Below are 15,130 nucleotides of genomic sequence, written 5' to 3'. Positions count from 1 at the left end.
GTAAGAAAACGTCTTGGCAAGAACAATCAAGAATCATGCCTACATTGCTACTTCGACTTGCCCCGGGCCTGTTACCCGGGCCTTGATAATACGTTGTGAACGCTGGTTGCGGACATTGATTTGTCTGCCCATAGCCCCGTCTGACAAGGCTTCGCCCGGCATTCTCACATTTATCGTACCGGTTTTCGCGCTGATTACGACCTGATCGCCACGCCGGATAACTTCAGCTTGTTCTATATAGACTGGGGTCAACTCCTGATCGGGCCGAACCGGGCGCGTCAGTTTTTTGCCGATTGCCTGCTGGACCGAGGTCAGGTAGCCATGGTTGAGCTGGCCGACATCGCGCTCCGCCAATGTTACGTCGTATTCGCTGATCACGCTGGCACGTTTTAACGGACGTGTTGCCGTGACCACTTCGCGATACAGGCGTACCTGAGCCGGGACAAAAATAGTCCAGGGCGAGGAGCCGCCGCAGCGCACCCGCAGCGTGACGCGGCCAATGGGCTCAGCTGGGCTTTCCAGGGTGGTTGTCAAATCCTTGTCGCACAGGGGCAAGCGCAACCGGGGGTCAAGGCGGTTGATTTCAATCTCATGTCGGCCACTGATATCGCTGCGCTGCAAGTAGTCGACCACCGCGACCTCAAGAAAACCCTGGGCGGCGCCGATAAGCTGGTTAGGCAGGGTTGAAGTTGCCGCAGCCGTTGGGCTGAAACCGACAGTCACGGGCACCAGTAAAGCCATTACTAATTGATGGCTTTTTGCCAAGATCTGTCGAGATAACGTCGTTTTTACGGTCATATTGATTAGCGTGCAAGGCCCGTGCCGCCTGCTAACCTCAGTTCTACGGGCGCATTTTTTAAGGAGTGTGGGCATGGCTAGTGTCATGGACTCGGTGAATCAACGCACCCAGTTAGTCGGACAAAATCGTTTGGAGCTGCTGCTGTTTCGCCTCGAAGGAAAGCAGCTGTATGGAATCAATGTGTTCAAGGTCAAAGAGGTATTGCAGTGTCCGCGCCTGACCGTAATGCCCAAGTCCAATTCCGTGGTGCGCGGGGTTGCCAATATCCGTGGTGGCACCATTCCGATTATTGACTTGTCGCTGGCAACAGGCTGCAAGCCACTGGCGGATCTCAAAAACAGTTTTGTGATCATCACCGAGTACAACACCAAGACCCAGGGGTTTTTGGTCAGTGCGGTTGAGCGCATCGTCAACATGAACTGGGAAGAGATCCTGCCGCCGCCAAAAGGCACGGGCCGCGATCATTACCTGACGGCGGTGACCCACCTCGATCAACAGATGGTTGAAATCATTGATGTAGAGAAAGTGCTGGCTGAGGTGTCGCCAACCTCGGAGGCTATTTCAGAGGGCGTTGTCGACGCCGCCACCCATGTCAAGGCGGTCAAGCAGCATGTGTTGATTGTTGATGACTCGTCGGTGGCCCGTAAGCAGGTGTCACGTTGCTTGCAAACTGTTGGTGTGGAAGTCACTGCACTCAACGATGGTCGTGAGGCGTTGGACTATTTGCGTAAAATGGCCGATGAAGGGAAGCGTCCGGCGGATGAGTTGTTGATGATTATTTCCGACATCGAAATGCCGGAAATGGACGGCTACACACTGACCACGGCAATTCGCAGTGACGCGCGGATGGAGGGCGTGCATTTGTTGTTGCACACTTCGTTGTCAGGGGTGTTCAACCAGGCGATGGTCAAGAAAGTAGGGGCTGATGATTTTCTCGCCAAGTTCCGGCCTGATGATTTAGCCTCAAGAGTGGTCGAGCGTATCAATAAAGTGGATCAGGGCCAGTAAGCTGCAAACCAATTCGACCAGCGGTTGGGTGATGTCTGTGTCTTCACCTGGTGATGGTGCATCAGAGGCCCGCGTAGATTGGTTTATATTGTGCGGGCGTCTCACTAATCAACACTAATATTTTGCGGGGCAAAACGAGTGTCGTCAGGAAATTTGGATTTTGAACAGTTCCGGAGCTTCCTCGAAAAGGCCTGTGGAATTCTGCTGGGCACCAATAAGCAGTACCTGGTTTCAAGCCGGCTCAACAAGTTGATGGAGCAGAACAGCATCAAGAGCCTTGGCGAACTGGTGCAGCGCATGCAGGCCATGCCGCGTAGCGGTTTGCGTGAACAGGTGGTCGATGCAATGACCACCAATGAAACCCTGTGGTTTCGCGATACCTATCCCTTTGAGGTGATGAAAAAGCGCGTTCTGCCTGAGTTGCTCAAGGCCAATGCGGGCCAGCGCCTGCGTATCTGGTCGGCCGCCTGCTCGTCCGGGCAGGAGCCTTATTCGCTGTCAATGACCATTGATGAGTTCGAGAAAAGCAATATTGGCCAGTTGCGTGGAGGTGCGCAAATCGTTGCAACAGACCTGTCACCGACCATGTTGGCTAACTGTAAGTCAGGTGAGTACGACAGCTTGGCCATCGGCCGTGGCTTGTCGCAGGAGCGGTTGCAGCGCTACTTTGAGCCCAAGGCACCGGGACGCTGGGTGGTCAAGGCGCCGATCAAGAGCCGAGTCGAATTTCGTCCGCTGAACCTGCTGGAAAGCTTTGCTGGCCTGGGCAAGTTTGATGTGGTGTTCTGCCGCAACGTGTTGATCTATTTTTCGGCAGACGTGAAGAAGGACATCCTCACCCGTATTCATGCGACCTTGAAACCGGGCGGCTATTTGTTTCTGGGCGCCTCCGAGGCGCTCAATGCGCTGCCGGACCTGTATCAGATGGTGCAGTGCAGCCCGGGTATTATCTACAAGGTCAAATAAGGCCGGCGATGATCCAAAAACAGCAGGCCGATGCCTGCTGTTTTGCGTATAGGCACTGGTCTTTCGCACGGCTGCTGCATGCATTCGCACCCAGGCAAGGCCGCAATGATCGTTGGTTGATTCAAGTCAGTCCCTGTAGCACCTGCTGTCGATAAAGTGCCCGGCACTCGAGTGAGTGCTAAAGGACTTAGGTTATGGAATTACTTGTTTGGCAAAACGACCTCAATACCGGCATAGAGGTCATCGACAACCAACATCGGCGTATTGTCACCATGATCAACCTGCTGATCGTGGCGCAGCAGGAGGGTCATAGCCGCAGCGAAGTAGGGCATGTGCTCAATGACCTGGTCGATTACACGCTTTCGCACTTTGCCTTTGAAGAGTCGTTGCTTGAGGAGTCCGGCTACAATTTTACTCGTCCGCACAAGCGCGTTCATGAAGTATTCATCGGTAAGGTCAACGAGTACAACATGCGTTTCAAGGCCGGCGAGGACATCACTCACGAATTGATCAGCCTGTTGTCGCGCTGGTTGTTCAACCATATCCGCAATGATGATGCAGCCTACGCCAAGGTCGTTATCGACAATATGAATCGAATCACCCAAGACCGACAGCCTGGCGGCTGGTTATCGCGCTCCATGCGCAAGTTCTTTGGCTGATTCGCCAGCGCTGAACAAGCGTTCGGCGCTGCTTTCTGGCTGCTCATGCCGGGCCGCGCGCATCCTTTCAGCTTGATCCAGAACCCAGCTTGGCTTGACCGTGCCATGGCAGGCATTCGCCGTGCAGGGCGGCAAGGGTGCCGCAAAGACCATGCATAGGCATTGCCGCAAGCGGAAAACTGTTGCCGCTTTAGCCTGGTTATTCAATTTATTAATCCATAACTTGCTGTATTTAAAGGATTAAATTAATTGGCACAGGGTTTGCTTTGTTGCTTGCACTGAAAACTGCTTCGGCAAACGGCAAGGGCACAAACCATGAGTATCAGCTTCGCAAGCGCACTCGGCATTCACCAACAGGCACTGGGCTTTCGCGCTCAGCGTGCTGAAGTGTTGGCCAACAACATGGCTAACGCAGATACGCCTAACTATAAAGCGCGTGATCTGGATTTCGCCTCAGTGCTTGCCGAGCAGAATGCCAAGGCCCAGGGCGGCACCTTTTCCCTGAACCGCACCAATGCCCACCACATCAGCGCTGAAGGCATGGCCACTGCCGAAGCCGAGCTCAAGTATCGCATTCCGATGAGTCCCTCGCTGGACCAGAACACGGTCGATACCCAGCTTGAGCAATCGAACTACGCGCAAAATGCGGTCGACTTCCAGGCGAGCTTCACCTTTCTCAATAGCAAGTTCAAAGGGCTGATCAGCGCCCTGCGCGGCGATTAACGGAGACAGATGCCATGTCATTAGCCAGTGTATTCAATATTGCCGGGACCGGCATGAGCGCGCAAAGCACGCGTCTTAATACCATCTCCAGCAACATCGCCAACGCCGAGTCTGTGTCTTCGAATATTGACCAGACCTACCGCGCTCGCCATCCGGTGTTTGCCACCATGTTTAACCAGGCGCAGGGCTCAGACGGCGGCTCGCTGTTTGCCGAGCAAGATGCGGCAGGCAGTGGTGTCCAGGTGCTGGGCATTGTTGAGGACCAGAGCTCGCTGATGCCGCGCTATGAGCCTAACCATCCGGCTGCTGATGAGAACGGTTATGTGTATTACCCCAACGTCAATGTGGTTGAAGAGATGGCTGACATGATTTCCGCCAGCCGAGCTTTCCAGACCAACGTTGAAATGATGAATACCGCTAAACAAATGTTGCAGAAGGTGCTGACCCTGGGTCAGTAAGCCATCAATGAGGAACGCTAAATGAGCGTCGATAGCACCAGTGGCGTTGGCAGTTCGGTCCTTGATCAACTGCAGGTCAAATCGCCCAGCACCGGCACCGACAAAGAACTGGGTAAAGACGAGTTCTTGAACCTGTTGGTCGCCCAATTGAACAACCAGAACCCGCTGGAGCCGCAAGGTAACGGCGAGTTCATTGCGCAATTGGCCCAGTTCAGTCAGGTAGAAGGTATTCAGCAGTTGAACGGCAGTGTCGATACTTTGCTGTCGGGTTATCAGTCTTCACAGGCCTTGCAGGCTTCGTCGCTGGTAGGGCGCAAGGTGATTGTGCCGACCGACAGTGCGGTGGTTGATACCAGCGAAAGCTTCAAGGCCAGCCTGGTTCTGCCGACCAGCAGCAGCAACGTCTACGTCAACGTCAAGGACAGCGCTGGCTCGGTGGTTGGTCGGGTCAATCTGGGTGAGCAGGAAGCAGGTAACATCAGTTTTATCTGGGATGGCAAGGATTCGAGCGGCAATCTCATGCCGCCGGGCACCTACACCTTTGAGGCGGAAGCGACCTATGCGGGTGAAACCAAGGGGCTGTACACCATGCTTCCGGCCAACGTCGACAGTGTCACCCTGGGCGGCAGCGAACTCATGCTGAACTTGGCAGGGCTGGGCAGTGTGCCGCTCTCGCAAGTTCAGGTCATCGGTCAATAATCATCACGATTTAATGGCCGGCTGTTCCGGCAAAGGAGCTTTCAATGGCGTTCAATATCGGGCTTAGCGGTCTGCGTGCAGCGACCAGCGATCTCAACGTTACGGGTAATAACATCGCCAACGCAGGTACCGCTGGCTTCAAACAGTCGCGGGCTGAATTTGCTGACGTGTATGCGGCTTCGGTGCTCGGTTCCGGCAAGAACGCACAAGGCAGTGGTGTATTGCTCAGTGACGTTTCGCAACTGTTCAATCAGGGCAACGTTAACTACACGCAGAACTCGCTGGACTTGGCGATTAACGGCAATGGTTTCTTCCGCACGAGCAATAATGGTGACATCAGTTACACCCGTGCCGGCTATTTCGGGACTGACCGCGCTGGCAATATCGTCAATAACTTTGGTTACAAGCTGCAAGGTTATGCGGTAGACGCCAATGGCAACCTGCAGAACGGCGTTCTTTCGGACCTCAGGGTCGAGAGTGCCAGCCAGGCGCCGAAACCTACCAGCACCATTACCCAGCCGTTCAATCTGAACTCGACCAACGAGGTTCCGACCACAACGCCGTTCAATCCGAATGATCCGACCTCATTCAACTCGTCGACTTCAGTGAATATCTTCGATTCGCAGGGTAATTCCCACGCATTTACGCAGTACTTCATCAAGACAGGTGCCAACACCTGGCAGATGAATGTGTTGGTCGATGGGCGCAACCCGGCGGACCCGACATCGACCGATCCTTACTCGGCCAACCTGACCTTTAATGCCGCGGGTCAGCTGGACACCTCGGCACTGGCATCGACGGATTTCACCATCGCCGCCAATGGCACCCTGAACATGACCAACTGGGTGCCCGCAGCATCTGACGGTGGAACGCCGCCAGTCTGGAGTGGCAATGGTGCAACGGCCAGCACGACTGGGGTTAACTTTGACTTCCGTGGCACCACCCAATATTCGAGCTTGTTTGCGGTCAATAGCGTTGACCAAAACGGCTACACCACCGGTGAGCTGGCGGGTCTTGAAATTGACGATACCGGGGTGATCTTTGCACGCTACACCAACGGCCAGTCCAAGGTGCAGGGGCAAGTGGTGTTGGCTAACTTCGCCAACATGCAAGGGCTGACGCCGGTGGGTAAAACGGCCTGGGTGCAGTCGTTTGAATCGGGTGAGCCGGTGATCGGCACACCAAACAGCGGCACCTTGGGAGCTTTGCAGTCGGGTGCGTTGGAAGACTCTAACGTTGAGCTGTCTGATCAGTTGGTGAACCTGATCGTTGCGCAACGCAATTATCAGGCGAATGCAAAAACCATCGAGACCGAGAGCGCGGTGACCCAGACCATCATCAACTTGCGTTGATCCAGTTGGCCGGGCTGGCTTTGCCGTTCGCGGCAAAGTCTCGCCGTTTGCTCTGATAAAAAGCTCCTTAGGGAGCTTTTTTGTTTTATAAAATCTAAATTTATCAATGGGTTATAGTATTTTTTCGAGTGTGGCACAGGCTTTGCAATATTGCCTGTATAGAGCACAAGGCGGCACGCCTATCTCGGAGAGTTACCATGGATAAAATGCTTTACGTCGCGATGACCGGGGCCCAGAACAACACCCTGGCCCAGCGCGCGCATGCCAACAACCTGGCGAATATTTCAACCAGCGGCTTCCGTCGCGACTTTGAGCAGGCGCGGGCGATTTCATCATTTGGCGAAAGCTATCCGTCACGCGTTTACGCAATGAGTGAACGTCCAGGAACTGACTTTACCCCGGGCTCCATGCAGGAAACCGGTCGTGACCTGGACGTTGCAATCGGCGGTCATGGCTGGCTTGCCGTGCAGGCGCCCGATGGCAGTGAAGCCTATGTGCGCACTGCCAGCCTGAACGTTGACGCCCTTGGCGTCTTGCGCACTGGCAATGGTTTGCCGGTTATGGGCAATGCCGGGCCAGTTGCCGTGCCGCCAGAGCAGGGGATCGATATCGGTCAGGACGGCACCATCAGTATTCGCGCGCTGGGTGAAGCTCCAAACGTGCTGGCAGAGGTTGATCGGTTGAAGCTGGTTAACCCGGACCCCAAGCAGTTGGAAAAGGGCGCCGACGGCATGATGCGTCTCAAGAGCGGCCAGGCTGAGCCTGCCGATGCAAGCGTGCGACTGACGTCGGGCTTTCTCGAATCGAGCAACGTCAATGCGGTTGAAGAGATGACTGCAATCATGTCGCTGTCCCGCCAATTCGAGCTGCAAGTAAAAATGATGCGTACTGCCGAAGACAATGCCTCGGCGATGGCGCGGGTTTTGCAACTTAGCTAATTATCAGCAGGTGGCGACGTGAATACGTCGTCCGAGGAGAACAAATATGCTTCCGGCACTGTGGGTCAGCAAAACCGGTTTGTCCGCCCAGGACATGAACCTGACCACTATTTCCAACAACCTGGCCAACGTTTCGACGACCGGCTTCAAACGCGATCGCGCTGAATTCGAGGACCTGCTTTATCAGATCCGTCGTCAGCCCGGCGGCCAGTCCAGTCAAGACAGTGAACTGCCTTCCGGTTTGCAGTTGGGTACCGGTGTGCGGATTGTTGGCACTCAGAAAATCTTCACCGCAGGCAGCTTACAGACGACTGAACAGCCGTTGGATCTGGCGGTGAACGGTCGTGGTTTCTTCCAGGTGTTGATGCCGGACGGCACTGTGTCCTACACCCGTGACGGTAGCTTCCACTTGGATTCCGATGGCCAGGTTGTGACCTCCAATGGCTTTCCGTTAGAGCCAGCCATTGTGCTGCCAAACGAAGTTAAAACCTTCACCGTTGGTGAAGACGGTACGGTTTCGGTAACCACCGCTGGCAATCCTCAGCCGCAAGTGATCGGCAACCTGCAGACCGCCGACTTTATCAACCCGGCTGGCCTTGAAGCCATCGGCAGCAACCTGTTTCTGGAGACCGCTTCCAGCGGTGCGCCGCAGGTAGGAACGCCTGGTTTGAATGGCTTGGGCACGACGCTGCAAAACACCTTGGAAAACTCCAACGTCAGCGTGGTTGAGGAGTTGGTGAATATGATCACCACTCAACGCGCCTACGAGATGAACTCGAAAGTCATCTCCACCGCTGACCAGATGTTGTCCTTTATTACTCAGAATCTTTGATGGTTTTGGCCAGGCTTTTAGCTGGCCTTTGCGTTAACTGTTACACCGCGAGGGTGGATTTATGAATCGGCTAGTTATTGTTTCCTTAGTGTTGTGCGCCACTTTGTTAAGTGGTTGCGTTGCGCCAGCCGCCAAGCCGAACGATCCGTATTACTCGCCGGTGCTGCCGCGCACACCGTTGCCTGCTGCGCAGAATAATGGCTCTATCTACCAAACTGGTTTTGATAACAACCTGTTTACCGACCGCAAGGCGTATCGGGTGGGCGACATCATCACCATCACCCTGAATGAGAAAACCCAGGCCAGCAAAAACGCCGGTTCGCAGATTTCCAAGGACAGCAAAACCAGCCTGGGCCTGACTTCGCTGTTTGGCGGGGCGGTGTCGGCTGCCAGCCCATTCTCTGATAACGACCTGTCGCTGAGCGCCTCATACAGCGGTAATCGTGACACCCAAGGCGACAGTAAGGCCGCGCAGGGCAACAGCTTGACCGGTTCGGTGACAGTAACAGTCGCAGAAGTGCTGCCCAACGGCATTCTCTCGGTACGCGGCGAGAAGTGGATGACACTCAACACTGGTGATGAACTGGTACGAATTGCCGGCCTGGTCCGCGCCGACGATGTGGCGACCGACAACACAGTGTCCTCGACGCGCATCGCCGACGCACGGATCACCTATTCAGGAACGGGCGCCTTTGCCGACGCCAGTCAGCCTGGCTGGCTCGATCGCTTCTTCCTTAGCCCACTGTTCCCGTTTTGAGGGCTGCAAACATGCGTTTAAGCAAATACCTGGTGCTGTTGTCGATGTTGCTGTTAAGTGCCGCAGCACAGGCTGAACGACTGAAAGACCTGGCCAGCATCCAAGGCGTGCGGACCAACCAGTTGATCGGTTATGGCCTGGTCGTGGGTTTGAGCGGCAGTGGTGACCAAACCACGCAAACCCCCTTTACCGTGCAGACCTTCAACAACATGCTTGCCCAGTTCGGGATCAAGGTTCCGGTGGGCGGCAACGTTCAGCTGAAGAACGTGGCGGCTGTTTCGATTCACGCCGAGCTGCCAGCATTTGCCAAGCCGGGCCAGACCATTGACGTCACGGTGTCCTCTATTGGTAACGCCAAGAGCTTGCGCGGTGGCAGCTTGTTGATGGCGCCGCTCAAAGGTATCGACGGCAATGTCTACGCCATCGCCCAAGGCAACCTGGTTGTGGGGGGCTTCGATGCTGAAGGCGGTGATGGTTCGCGCATTACCGTCAATATTCCATCGGCAGGGCGCATTCCGTCTGGCGCTACAGTTGAACGTTCAGTGCCAAGTGGCTTCGATCAAGGCAATAGCCTGACGCTTAACCTGAACCGTCCCGATTTCACCACCGCCAAGCATATTGTTGACCAGATCAATGAGCTGCTCGGCCCTGGCGTCGCCCAGGCGATTGATGCCGGCTCGGTGCGAGTCAGTGCGCCGCTGGACCCTAACCAGCGCGTTGATTACCTGTCGATCCTGGAGAACCTTGAAGTGGTTGCTGGCCAGGCGGTGGCCAAGGTGATTATCAACTCCCGCACCGGCACCATCGTCATTGGCCAGAACGTGCGTGTACAGCCTGCGGCGGTCACTCACGGCAGTTTGACCGTGACCATCACCGAAGACCCAATCGTCAGCCAGCCGGGCGCCTTGTCTGGCGGGCAGACGGCCGTGGTGCCACGTTCACGGGTTGATGCAACACAGGAGGCCAAGCCGATGTTCCGCTTTGGCCCAGGCACCACGCTGGATGAAATTGTCCGGGCGGTTAACCAGGTTGGCGCTGCGCCTTCCGACCTTATGGCCATCCTCGAAGCGCTGAAACAAGCAGGCGCTTTGCAGGCTGACTTGATCGTTATTTAAGGGACGGATCGATGGACTCTCGACTCTCAGCAGGATTTGCCGGCGCTGGCACCAGCACATTGGATACCGGCGCTGCCACTGACCTTAATCGACTGAATAAATTTAAAGTCGGTGGTGACAGCGAAGCCAATATCGGCAAGGTCGCCAAAGAGTTCGAATCACTGTTTCTCAATGAAATGCTTAAAGCCATGCGCTCGGCCAACGAAGGTTTTAGCGAAGGCAATTTCATGAGCAGTGAAGAGGGTAAAACCTATCAAGGCATGTATGACCAGCAATTGGCTGTGACCATGTCCAACAACAAGAACGGCATTGGTCTGGCGGATGTTTTGGCGCGCCAGATGAGCAAAATGAAAAGCCACAGCGACCGGCCTAATCCGTTCGCCCAGCCCGATAACACCGTGGCCCGCGCGAGCAGTGGCGAAGCCGCGAGTGCCGTCGCCGCCACCAATGCCATCGCCAAGCCCGTGGCTCAGGTTGATAGCAGTCGCGATGACTCCAGCTTGATCAACAGGCGGCGTCTTTCACTGCCGGGCAAGTTGGCGGATCGCTTGCTTGCCGGCATAACGCCAACAACAGATACCGCCGCAGTGCAGGCCTTGGCTAATAACGACTGGATACCGGCGATTGCACACGCCGCGCCCAAGGATAAAGGCCTGAGCATCAATGGTAGCGATGCAATCACCGGCGCCCGCCTGACGCAGAAAGGAAGCAAAGGCGCATCGGCCTTTACTTCGCCCGCCGACTTTATTGCGACCATGTTGCCAATGGCTGAAAAAGCCGCGGCCAAGATCGGGGTTGAGGCGCGTTATCTGGTGGCTCAAGCGGCACTGGAAACCGGCTGGGGCAAATCAATTATTCGCCAGCAAGACGGCAGCGTCAGTCACAACCTGTTTGGCATTAAAAGCCACAACAGCTGGAGTGGTGAGTCCGCCCACGTGATGACCACCGAATACAAAGGCGGTCAGGCTGTGAAAGAGGCGGCGTCATTTCGCTCTTACGATTCTTTCGCGCAAAGTTTCGAAGACTACGTCAGCTTCCTGCAAACCAACGGGCGTTATGAGAAGGCGTTAGACAGCACGCAGAACCCGGAGCAGTTCGTCAAAGAATTGCAGAGAGCTGGTTACGCCACTGACCCGCAGTACGCACGCAAGATTTCGCAGATCGCACGGAAGATGGCGGTCTACCAGACTGTCGCCGCCGTCGATACGACGCCAACTCGTGGATGAGCTGAAAAATGGCTGACTTACTCAATATCGGTTTATCCGGGCTGTCGTCGAACAAGACCCAATTGTCGGTAACCGGGCACAACATCACCAACGTCAACACCCCGGGTTACTCACGGCAGGATGCGTTGCAAGGCACCCGCGTGCCTCAGTTCAGCGGCGCCGGTTTTATTGGCTCAGGCACCACGCTGGTTGATATTCGCCGCACCTACAGTGAGTTTTTGACGACGCAGGTACGCACCAGCACCGCATTGAGTAGTGATGTAGAAGCCTATAGAAGCCAGATTGAGCAGCTTGATTCGCTGTTGGCGGGTTCCACCACCGGCATCACACCGTCGCTGCAAGATTTCTTTTCCTCGTTGCAAACCGCCGCCGAAGACCCTTCCAACGGGCCTGCCCGGCAATTGGTGTTGTCCCAGGCTGAAGGCCTGAGCCGCCGGTTCAACACGGTCTATGATCGGATTGATGAGCAAAATACCTTCATCAATAAACAGATGTCCGCAGTTACCGACCAGGTCAATCGTCTGGCGGGCTCCATTGCCAGTTTAAACGATGCCATCGCCAAGGCTTCGGCCACCGGTCAAGCGCCGAATGACCTGCTCGATGCCCGCGACGAAGCGGTGCGCCAGCTTTCAACCTTTGTCGGCGTGACTGTTGTGCCGCAAGACGACAACTCGATGAACGTCTTCGTCGGCAGTGGTCAGCCATTGGTTGTCGGCAGCACGGCCAGCCGTTTGGAGGCTGTTGCGGGCAAGGGCGATCCAAACCGGATTGAGATTGAATTTGTCAGCGGCGCTTCTCGTCAGGGCATCACCACGCAATTGAGTGGCGGCGAGCTGGGCGGCTTGATCCGTTATCGCTCCGAAACCCTGGATCCAACACTTAACTCCCTCGGGCGACTGGCGCTGTCGGTCAGTGATCAGGTCAACACTCAGCTGGGTGAGGGCGTTGATCTCAAGGGACAAGTGGGGTCGGCGTTGTTTGGTGACTTCAACAGCCCGCAATTGGCGGCGCTGCGGGTTAAAAGCTATGCGAGCAATACCAGCAACGCTCAACCACTGTTGAATATCACTGATACCTCGATTTTGACCACCAGCGATTATCGTCTGGAGTTTGACGGCACCAACTACACCGCCAGGCGTTTGAGCGACAACCAAACCATGGCCGTAACTGAAAACCCACCGGGCACCTTGAGCTTCGCTGACAGCGGCGGCCGTGATCAGGGCTTCCAGATTGTGATCGGTACACCTGCGCCAGCTGCCGGGGACACCTTCGAGTTGCAACCGACCCGTCGCGGTGCGGCTTCTATTTCGACTGTGCTCGATCAGGCGGATCAACTTGGTTTCGCTGCACCCGTGCGCGCGGTCAATGGTGCGTTGGATGCCAATGGCAATATCACCGGCAGCAACCGCGGGACTGGCGCGATTTCACAGCCGGATCTAACCAGCGCAGGCTCCAGCCCGATTGATTTGGCTGCGATCAAGGGCGCCTTGCCAGTGGCGCTGACTTACAACGGTGCTGGCGGCTTTGAAAATCCGCCAGGAACACCGGTGCCCGGCTTGACTCTGGTTGGCGGCGGCACCTTTCAGCCGGGTCAAAAAAACACCTTTGAGCTGGATATGGGTGGCGGTAACGTCGTGACGTTCAGCGTCAGCGGTCGTCCGGAAAATGGCGACACCTTCAGCATCGACTTTAATAGTGGCGGTGTGTCGGATAACCGCAACGCGCTGAAACTGGCGGATTTGCAGAACAAGCAAACCATCGGTATCGACCCCAGCATCACGGGCTCCACCGGGCTGAGTTTTACCGATGGCTACGGGGATCTGGTCGAGCGGGTAGGGACGCTGACAGCGCAGGCACGTCAAGACAGCGACGCCACCAGTTCCATCCTCAAGCAGGCTACCGACAACCGCGATTCGTTGTCGGGTGTGAGCCTGGATGAAGAGGCGGCCAACCTGATCAAGTTCGAGCAGTACTACAACGCTTCGGCACAAGTGATTCAAGTTGCGCGCTCTTTGTTCGATACCTTGATCGGTGCGTTTAGATAATTCCGTTTTTAAAGTTAACTGTGGGCTTGGCGCTAATAACAGCCCGAGCCATTTGATTCGTTAGCAACCAATAGCTGAAAAGCCAATTGTTTGATGAGGCCCCGACATGCGTATTTCTACCATTCAAGCGTTCAACAATGGCGTGTCCGGGCTGCAACGCAACTATTCAAATGTGACCCGCACCCAAGAACAGATCAGTACCGGTAACCGCATTCTCACGCCTGCAGATGACCCGGTCGCCTCGGTGCGCCTGTTACAGCTTGAGCAGCAGCAGAATGTGCTCGACCAGTACAACTCAAACCTGACGGCCGCTAAAAATAGCCTGACCCAGGAAGAGAGCACGCTTAACTCGGTCAACACCATTTTGCAGCGGGTGCGCGAGCTGGCGTTATCAGCCGGTAATGGTGCCTTGAGCAAAGAAGACCGGCAGTCAATCTCTGCTGAACTGGGCGAACGTGAGGATGAGCTGCTGGGCTTGATGAATTCGCGCAATGCGCGTGGCGAGTACTTGTTTTCCGGTTTTCAGGGCAAGTCGCAGCCCTTTGTGCAGAACCCGGACGGCACTTATTCCTACACCGGTGATGATGGCCAGCGGAAGGTGCAGATTGCCAGCTCCCTGGAACTGGCGATCAGTGATAGCGGCAAGGCGGTATTTCAGGATGTGGTCAATGGTGGGCGCTTGAGCCTGACCGACAACTCGGTGCCCGCCGCGCCAGCCAATAGCATCAGTGGCCTGTTGGTTGAGGATGACGTTGCCTTTGCCAATTTCCCGGCGGGTGGCATTCAGCTCGACTTTGATGCAACAGACCCGCTCAATTACACCATCACCACTTTGCCAGCGCCGGGCACTACAACCACGGGGCGCCTGGATGATGAAAATGACACCCAGATCCATTTCTCCGGGGCGACTTTTTTCGTCAACGGCACGCCGCCGGCATCGTCCAGCTTCACCATTGAAGGCCCGGATGCCAACCCGGCAACGCCGCCGCAAAACAGCATCGGTATTCTCGATACCATTGCCAGCCTGCGTCAGTCACTCGAAACCGCTCCAGATGGCCGTGAAGTTCGTGATGCAGTGGCACTGGCGGTGACCAACCTGGATAACAGCATTGGTACGGTGGACAAGGCTCGCGGCAATATCGGCGCGCGGCTTAACGTGATTGATTCGACCCAGACTGATAACGAGAACGTCACCCTGGTCAACAAAAGCGTGCAGGCGGACTTGCGTGAGCTGGATTATGCCGAGGCGCTGTCACGGCTCTCATTCCAGACCATCGTGCTTGAAGCGGCGCAGCAGAGCTATGTGAAGATCAGCAGTCTGAATCTGTTCAATAAGCTCTGATGCGACCAATCCAGGTCGGCCATTGATATTCGGTTATTCGCTGCGTTCAGTAGGTCGGCTGGGTGGCGCTTGTTTGCAGTCTTCAATATTCAGTTAATCGCAGTGTCATGGCGGGCAAACTTCGCGTTGCCCGCCCTTGTATCTCGACTACTGCTTATTTTAGAGCGATAGTTCCCGATTGATCCTCGGGGGAGCGAGTGCAAGCCGTGTC

15 protein-coding genes are annotated in these 15,130 nt (G+C 55.6%); 14 read left to right on the top strand and 1 reads right to left on the bottom strand.

Going from position 1 to position 15,130, the window contains the following annotated elements:
* Positions 1–39: 39 nt before the first annotated feature.
* Positions 40–741 carry a flagellar basal body P-ring formation chaperone FlgA gene (flgA, locus tag AACY26_RS11595; protein ID WP_445261299.1) on the bottom strand — a complete coding sequence of 234 codons (702 nt, stop codon included), beginning with the start codon at positions 739–741 and terminating at the stop codon, positions 40–42.
* A gap of 130 nt (positions 742–871) precedes the next feature.
* Between flgA and AACY26_RS11590 the strand changes: the two genes are divergently transcribed.
* The 14 genes from AACY26_RS11590 to flgL all read left to right on the top strand — a co-directional run bounded on the left by AACY26_RS11590 (position 872) and on the right by flgL (position 14,919).
* A complete protein-coding gene (locus AACY26_RS11590) occupies positions 872–1,807 on the top strand; it encodes a chemotaxis protein CheV (protein ID WP_339514152.1) in 936 nt (311 codons plus the stop codon).
* Positions 1,808–1,945: 138 nt separating this feature from the next.
* The gene (gene cheR, locus AACY26_RS11585) at positions 1,946–2,773 is read left to right on the top strand and encodes a protein-glutamate O-methyltransferase CheR (RefSeq protein ID WP_339514150.1); all 828 of its coding nucleotides are present in this window, start codon (positions 1,946–1,948) and stop codon (positions 2,771–2,773) included.
* A gap of 194 nt (positions 2,774–2,967) precedes the next feature.
* Positions 2,968–3,432: a bacteriohemerythrin gene (locus AACY26_RS11580; RefSeq protein ID WP_339514148.1), complete on the top strand. Its 465-nt coding sequence runs from the start codon at positions 2,968–2,970 to the stop codon at positions 3,430–3,432.
* A 315-nt stretch (positions 3,433–3,747) separates the two neighbouring features.
* Positions 3,748–4,155 (top strand): flagellar basal body rod protein FlgB, encoded by a 408-nt coding sequence (flgB, locus tag AACY26_RS11575; RefSeq protein WP_339514146.1) that lies wholly within the window; start codon positions 3,748–3,750, stop codon positions 4,153–4,155.
* Between the two features lie 14 nt (positions 4,156–4,169).
* Positions 4,170–4,613, top strand: coding sequence for a flagellar basal body rod protein FlgC (gene flgC, locus AACY26_RS11570; RefSeq protein WP_089361368.1), 444 nt, complete (start codon positions 4,170–4,172; stop codon positions 4,611–4,613).
* A gap of 21 nt (positions 4,614–4,634) precedes the next feature.
* Positions 4,635–5,312 carry a flagellar hook assembly protein FlgD gene (flgD, locus tag AACY26_RS11565; protein ID WP_339514142.1) on the top strand — a complete coding sequence of 226 codons (678 nt, stop codon included), beginning with the start codon at positions 4,635–4,637 and terminating at the stop codon, positions 5,310–5,312.
* A gap of 44 nt (positions 5,313–5,356) precedes the next feature.
* A complete protein-coding gene (flgE, locus tag AACY26_RS11560) occupies positions 5,357–6,664 on the top strand; it encodes a flagellar hook protein FlgE (protein WP_339514140.1) in 1,308 nt (435 codons plus the stop codon).
* Positions 6,665–6,861: 197 nt separating this feature from the next.
* The gene (locus AACY26_RS11555) at positions 6,862–7,602 is read left to right on the top strand and encodes a flagellar basal body rod protein FlgF (protein WP_339514138.1); all 741 of its coding nucleotides are present in this window, start codon (positions 6,862–6,864) and stop codon (positions 7,600–7,602) included.
* 46 nt (positions 7,603–7,648) lie between these two features.
* Complete coding sequence (gene flgG / locus AACY26_RS11550; RefSeq protein ID WP_339514137.1) at positions 7,649–8,434, top strand: flagellar basal-body rod protein FlgG; 786 nt, start codon at positions 7,649–7,651, stop codon at positions 8,432–8,434.
* 61 nt (positions 8,435–8,495) lie between these two features.
* Entirely contained in the window at positions 8,496–9,191 is a 696-nt protein-coding gene (flgH, locus tag AACY26_RS11545; RefSeq protein ID WP_339514136.1) for a flagellar basal body L-ring protein FlgH, read from the top strand.
* An 11-nt stretch (positions 9,192–9,202) separates the two neighbouring features.
* Positions 9,203–10,306: a flagellar basal body P-ring protein FlgI gene (locus tag AACY26_RS11540; protein WP_339514134.1), complete on the top strand. Its 1,104-nt coding sequence runs from the start codon at positions 9,203–9,205 to the stop codon at positions 10,304–10,306.
* Between the two features lie 11 nt (positions 10,307–10,317).
* Positions 10,318–11,532 (top strand): flagellar assembly peptidoglycan hydrolase FlgJ, encoded by a 1,215-nt coding sequence (gene flgJ, locus AACY26_RS11535; protein ID WP_339514132.1) that lies wholly within the window; start codon positions 10,318–10,320, stop codon positions 11,530–11,532.
* Positions 11,533–11,540: 8 nt separating this feature from the next.
* Positions 11,541–13,577 carry a flagellar hook-associated protein FlgK gene (gene flgK / locus AACY26_RS11530; RefSeq protein WP_339514131.1) on the top strand — a complete coding sequence of 679 codons (2,037 nt, stop codon included), beginning with the start codon at positions 11,541–11,543 and terminating at the stop codon, positions 13,575–13,577.
* Between the two features lie 106 nt (positions 13,578–13,683).
* Positions 13,684–14,919 carry a flagellar hook-associated protein FlgL gene (gene flgL / locus AACY26_RS11525; protein WP_339514130.1) on the top strand — a complete coding sequence of 412 codons (1,236 nt, stop codon included), beginning with the start codon at positions 13,684–13,686 and terminating at the stop codon, positions 14,917–14,919.
* The last annotated feature ends 211 nt before the right edge of the window (positions 14,920–15,130 follow it).

The organism is Pseudomonas sp. RL_15y_Pfl2_60 (assembly GCF_963970595.1).
GTDB lineage: Bacteria > Pseudomonadota > Gammaproteobacteria > Pseudomonadales > Pseudomonadaceae > Aquipseudomonas.
Note: the sequence above shows the minus strand (reverse complement) of the source record. Positions and strands in the feature narration are given on the sequence as shown.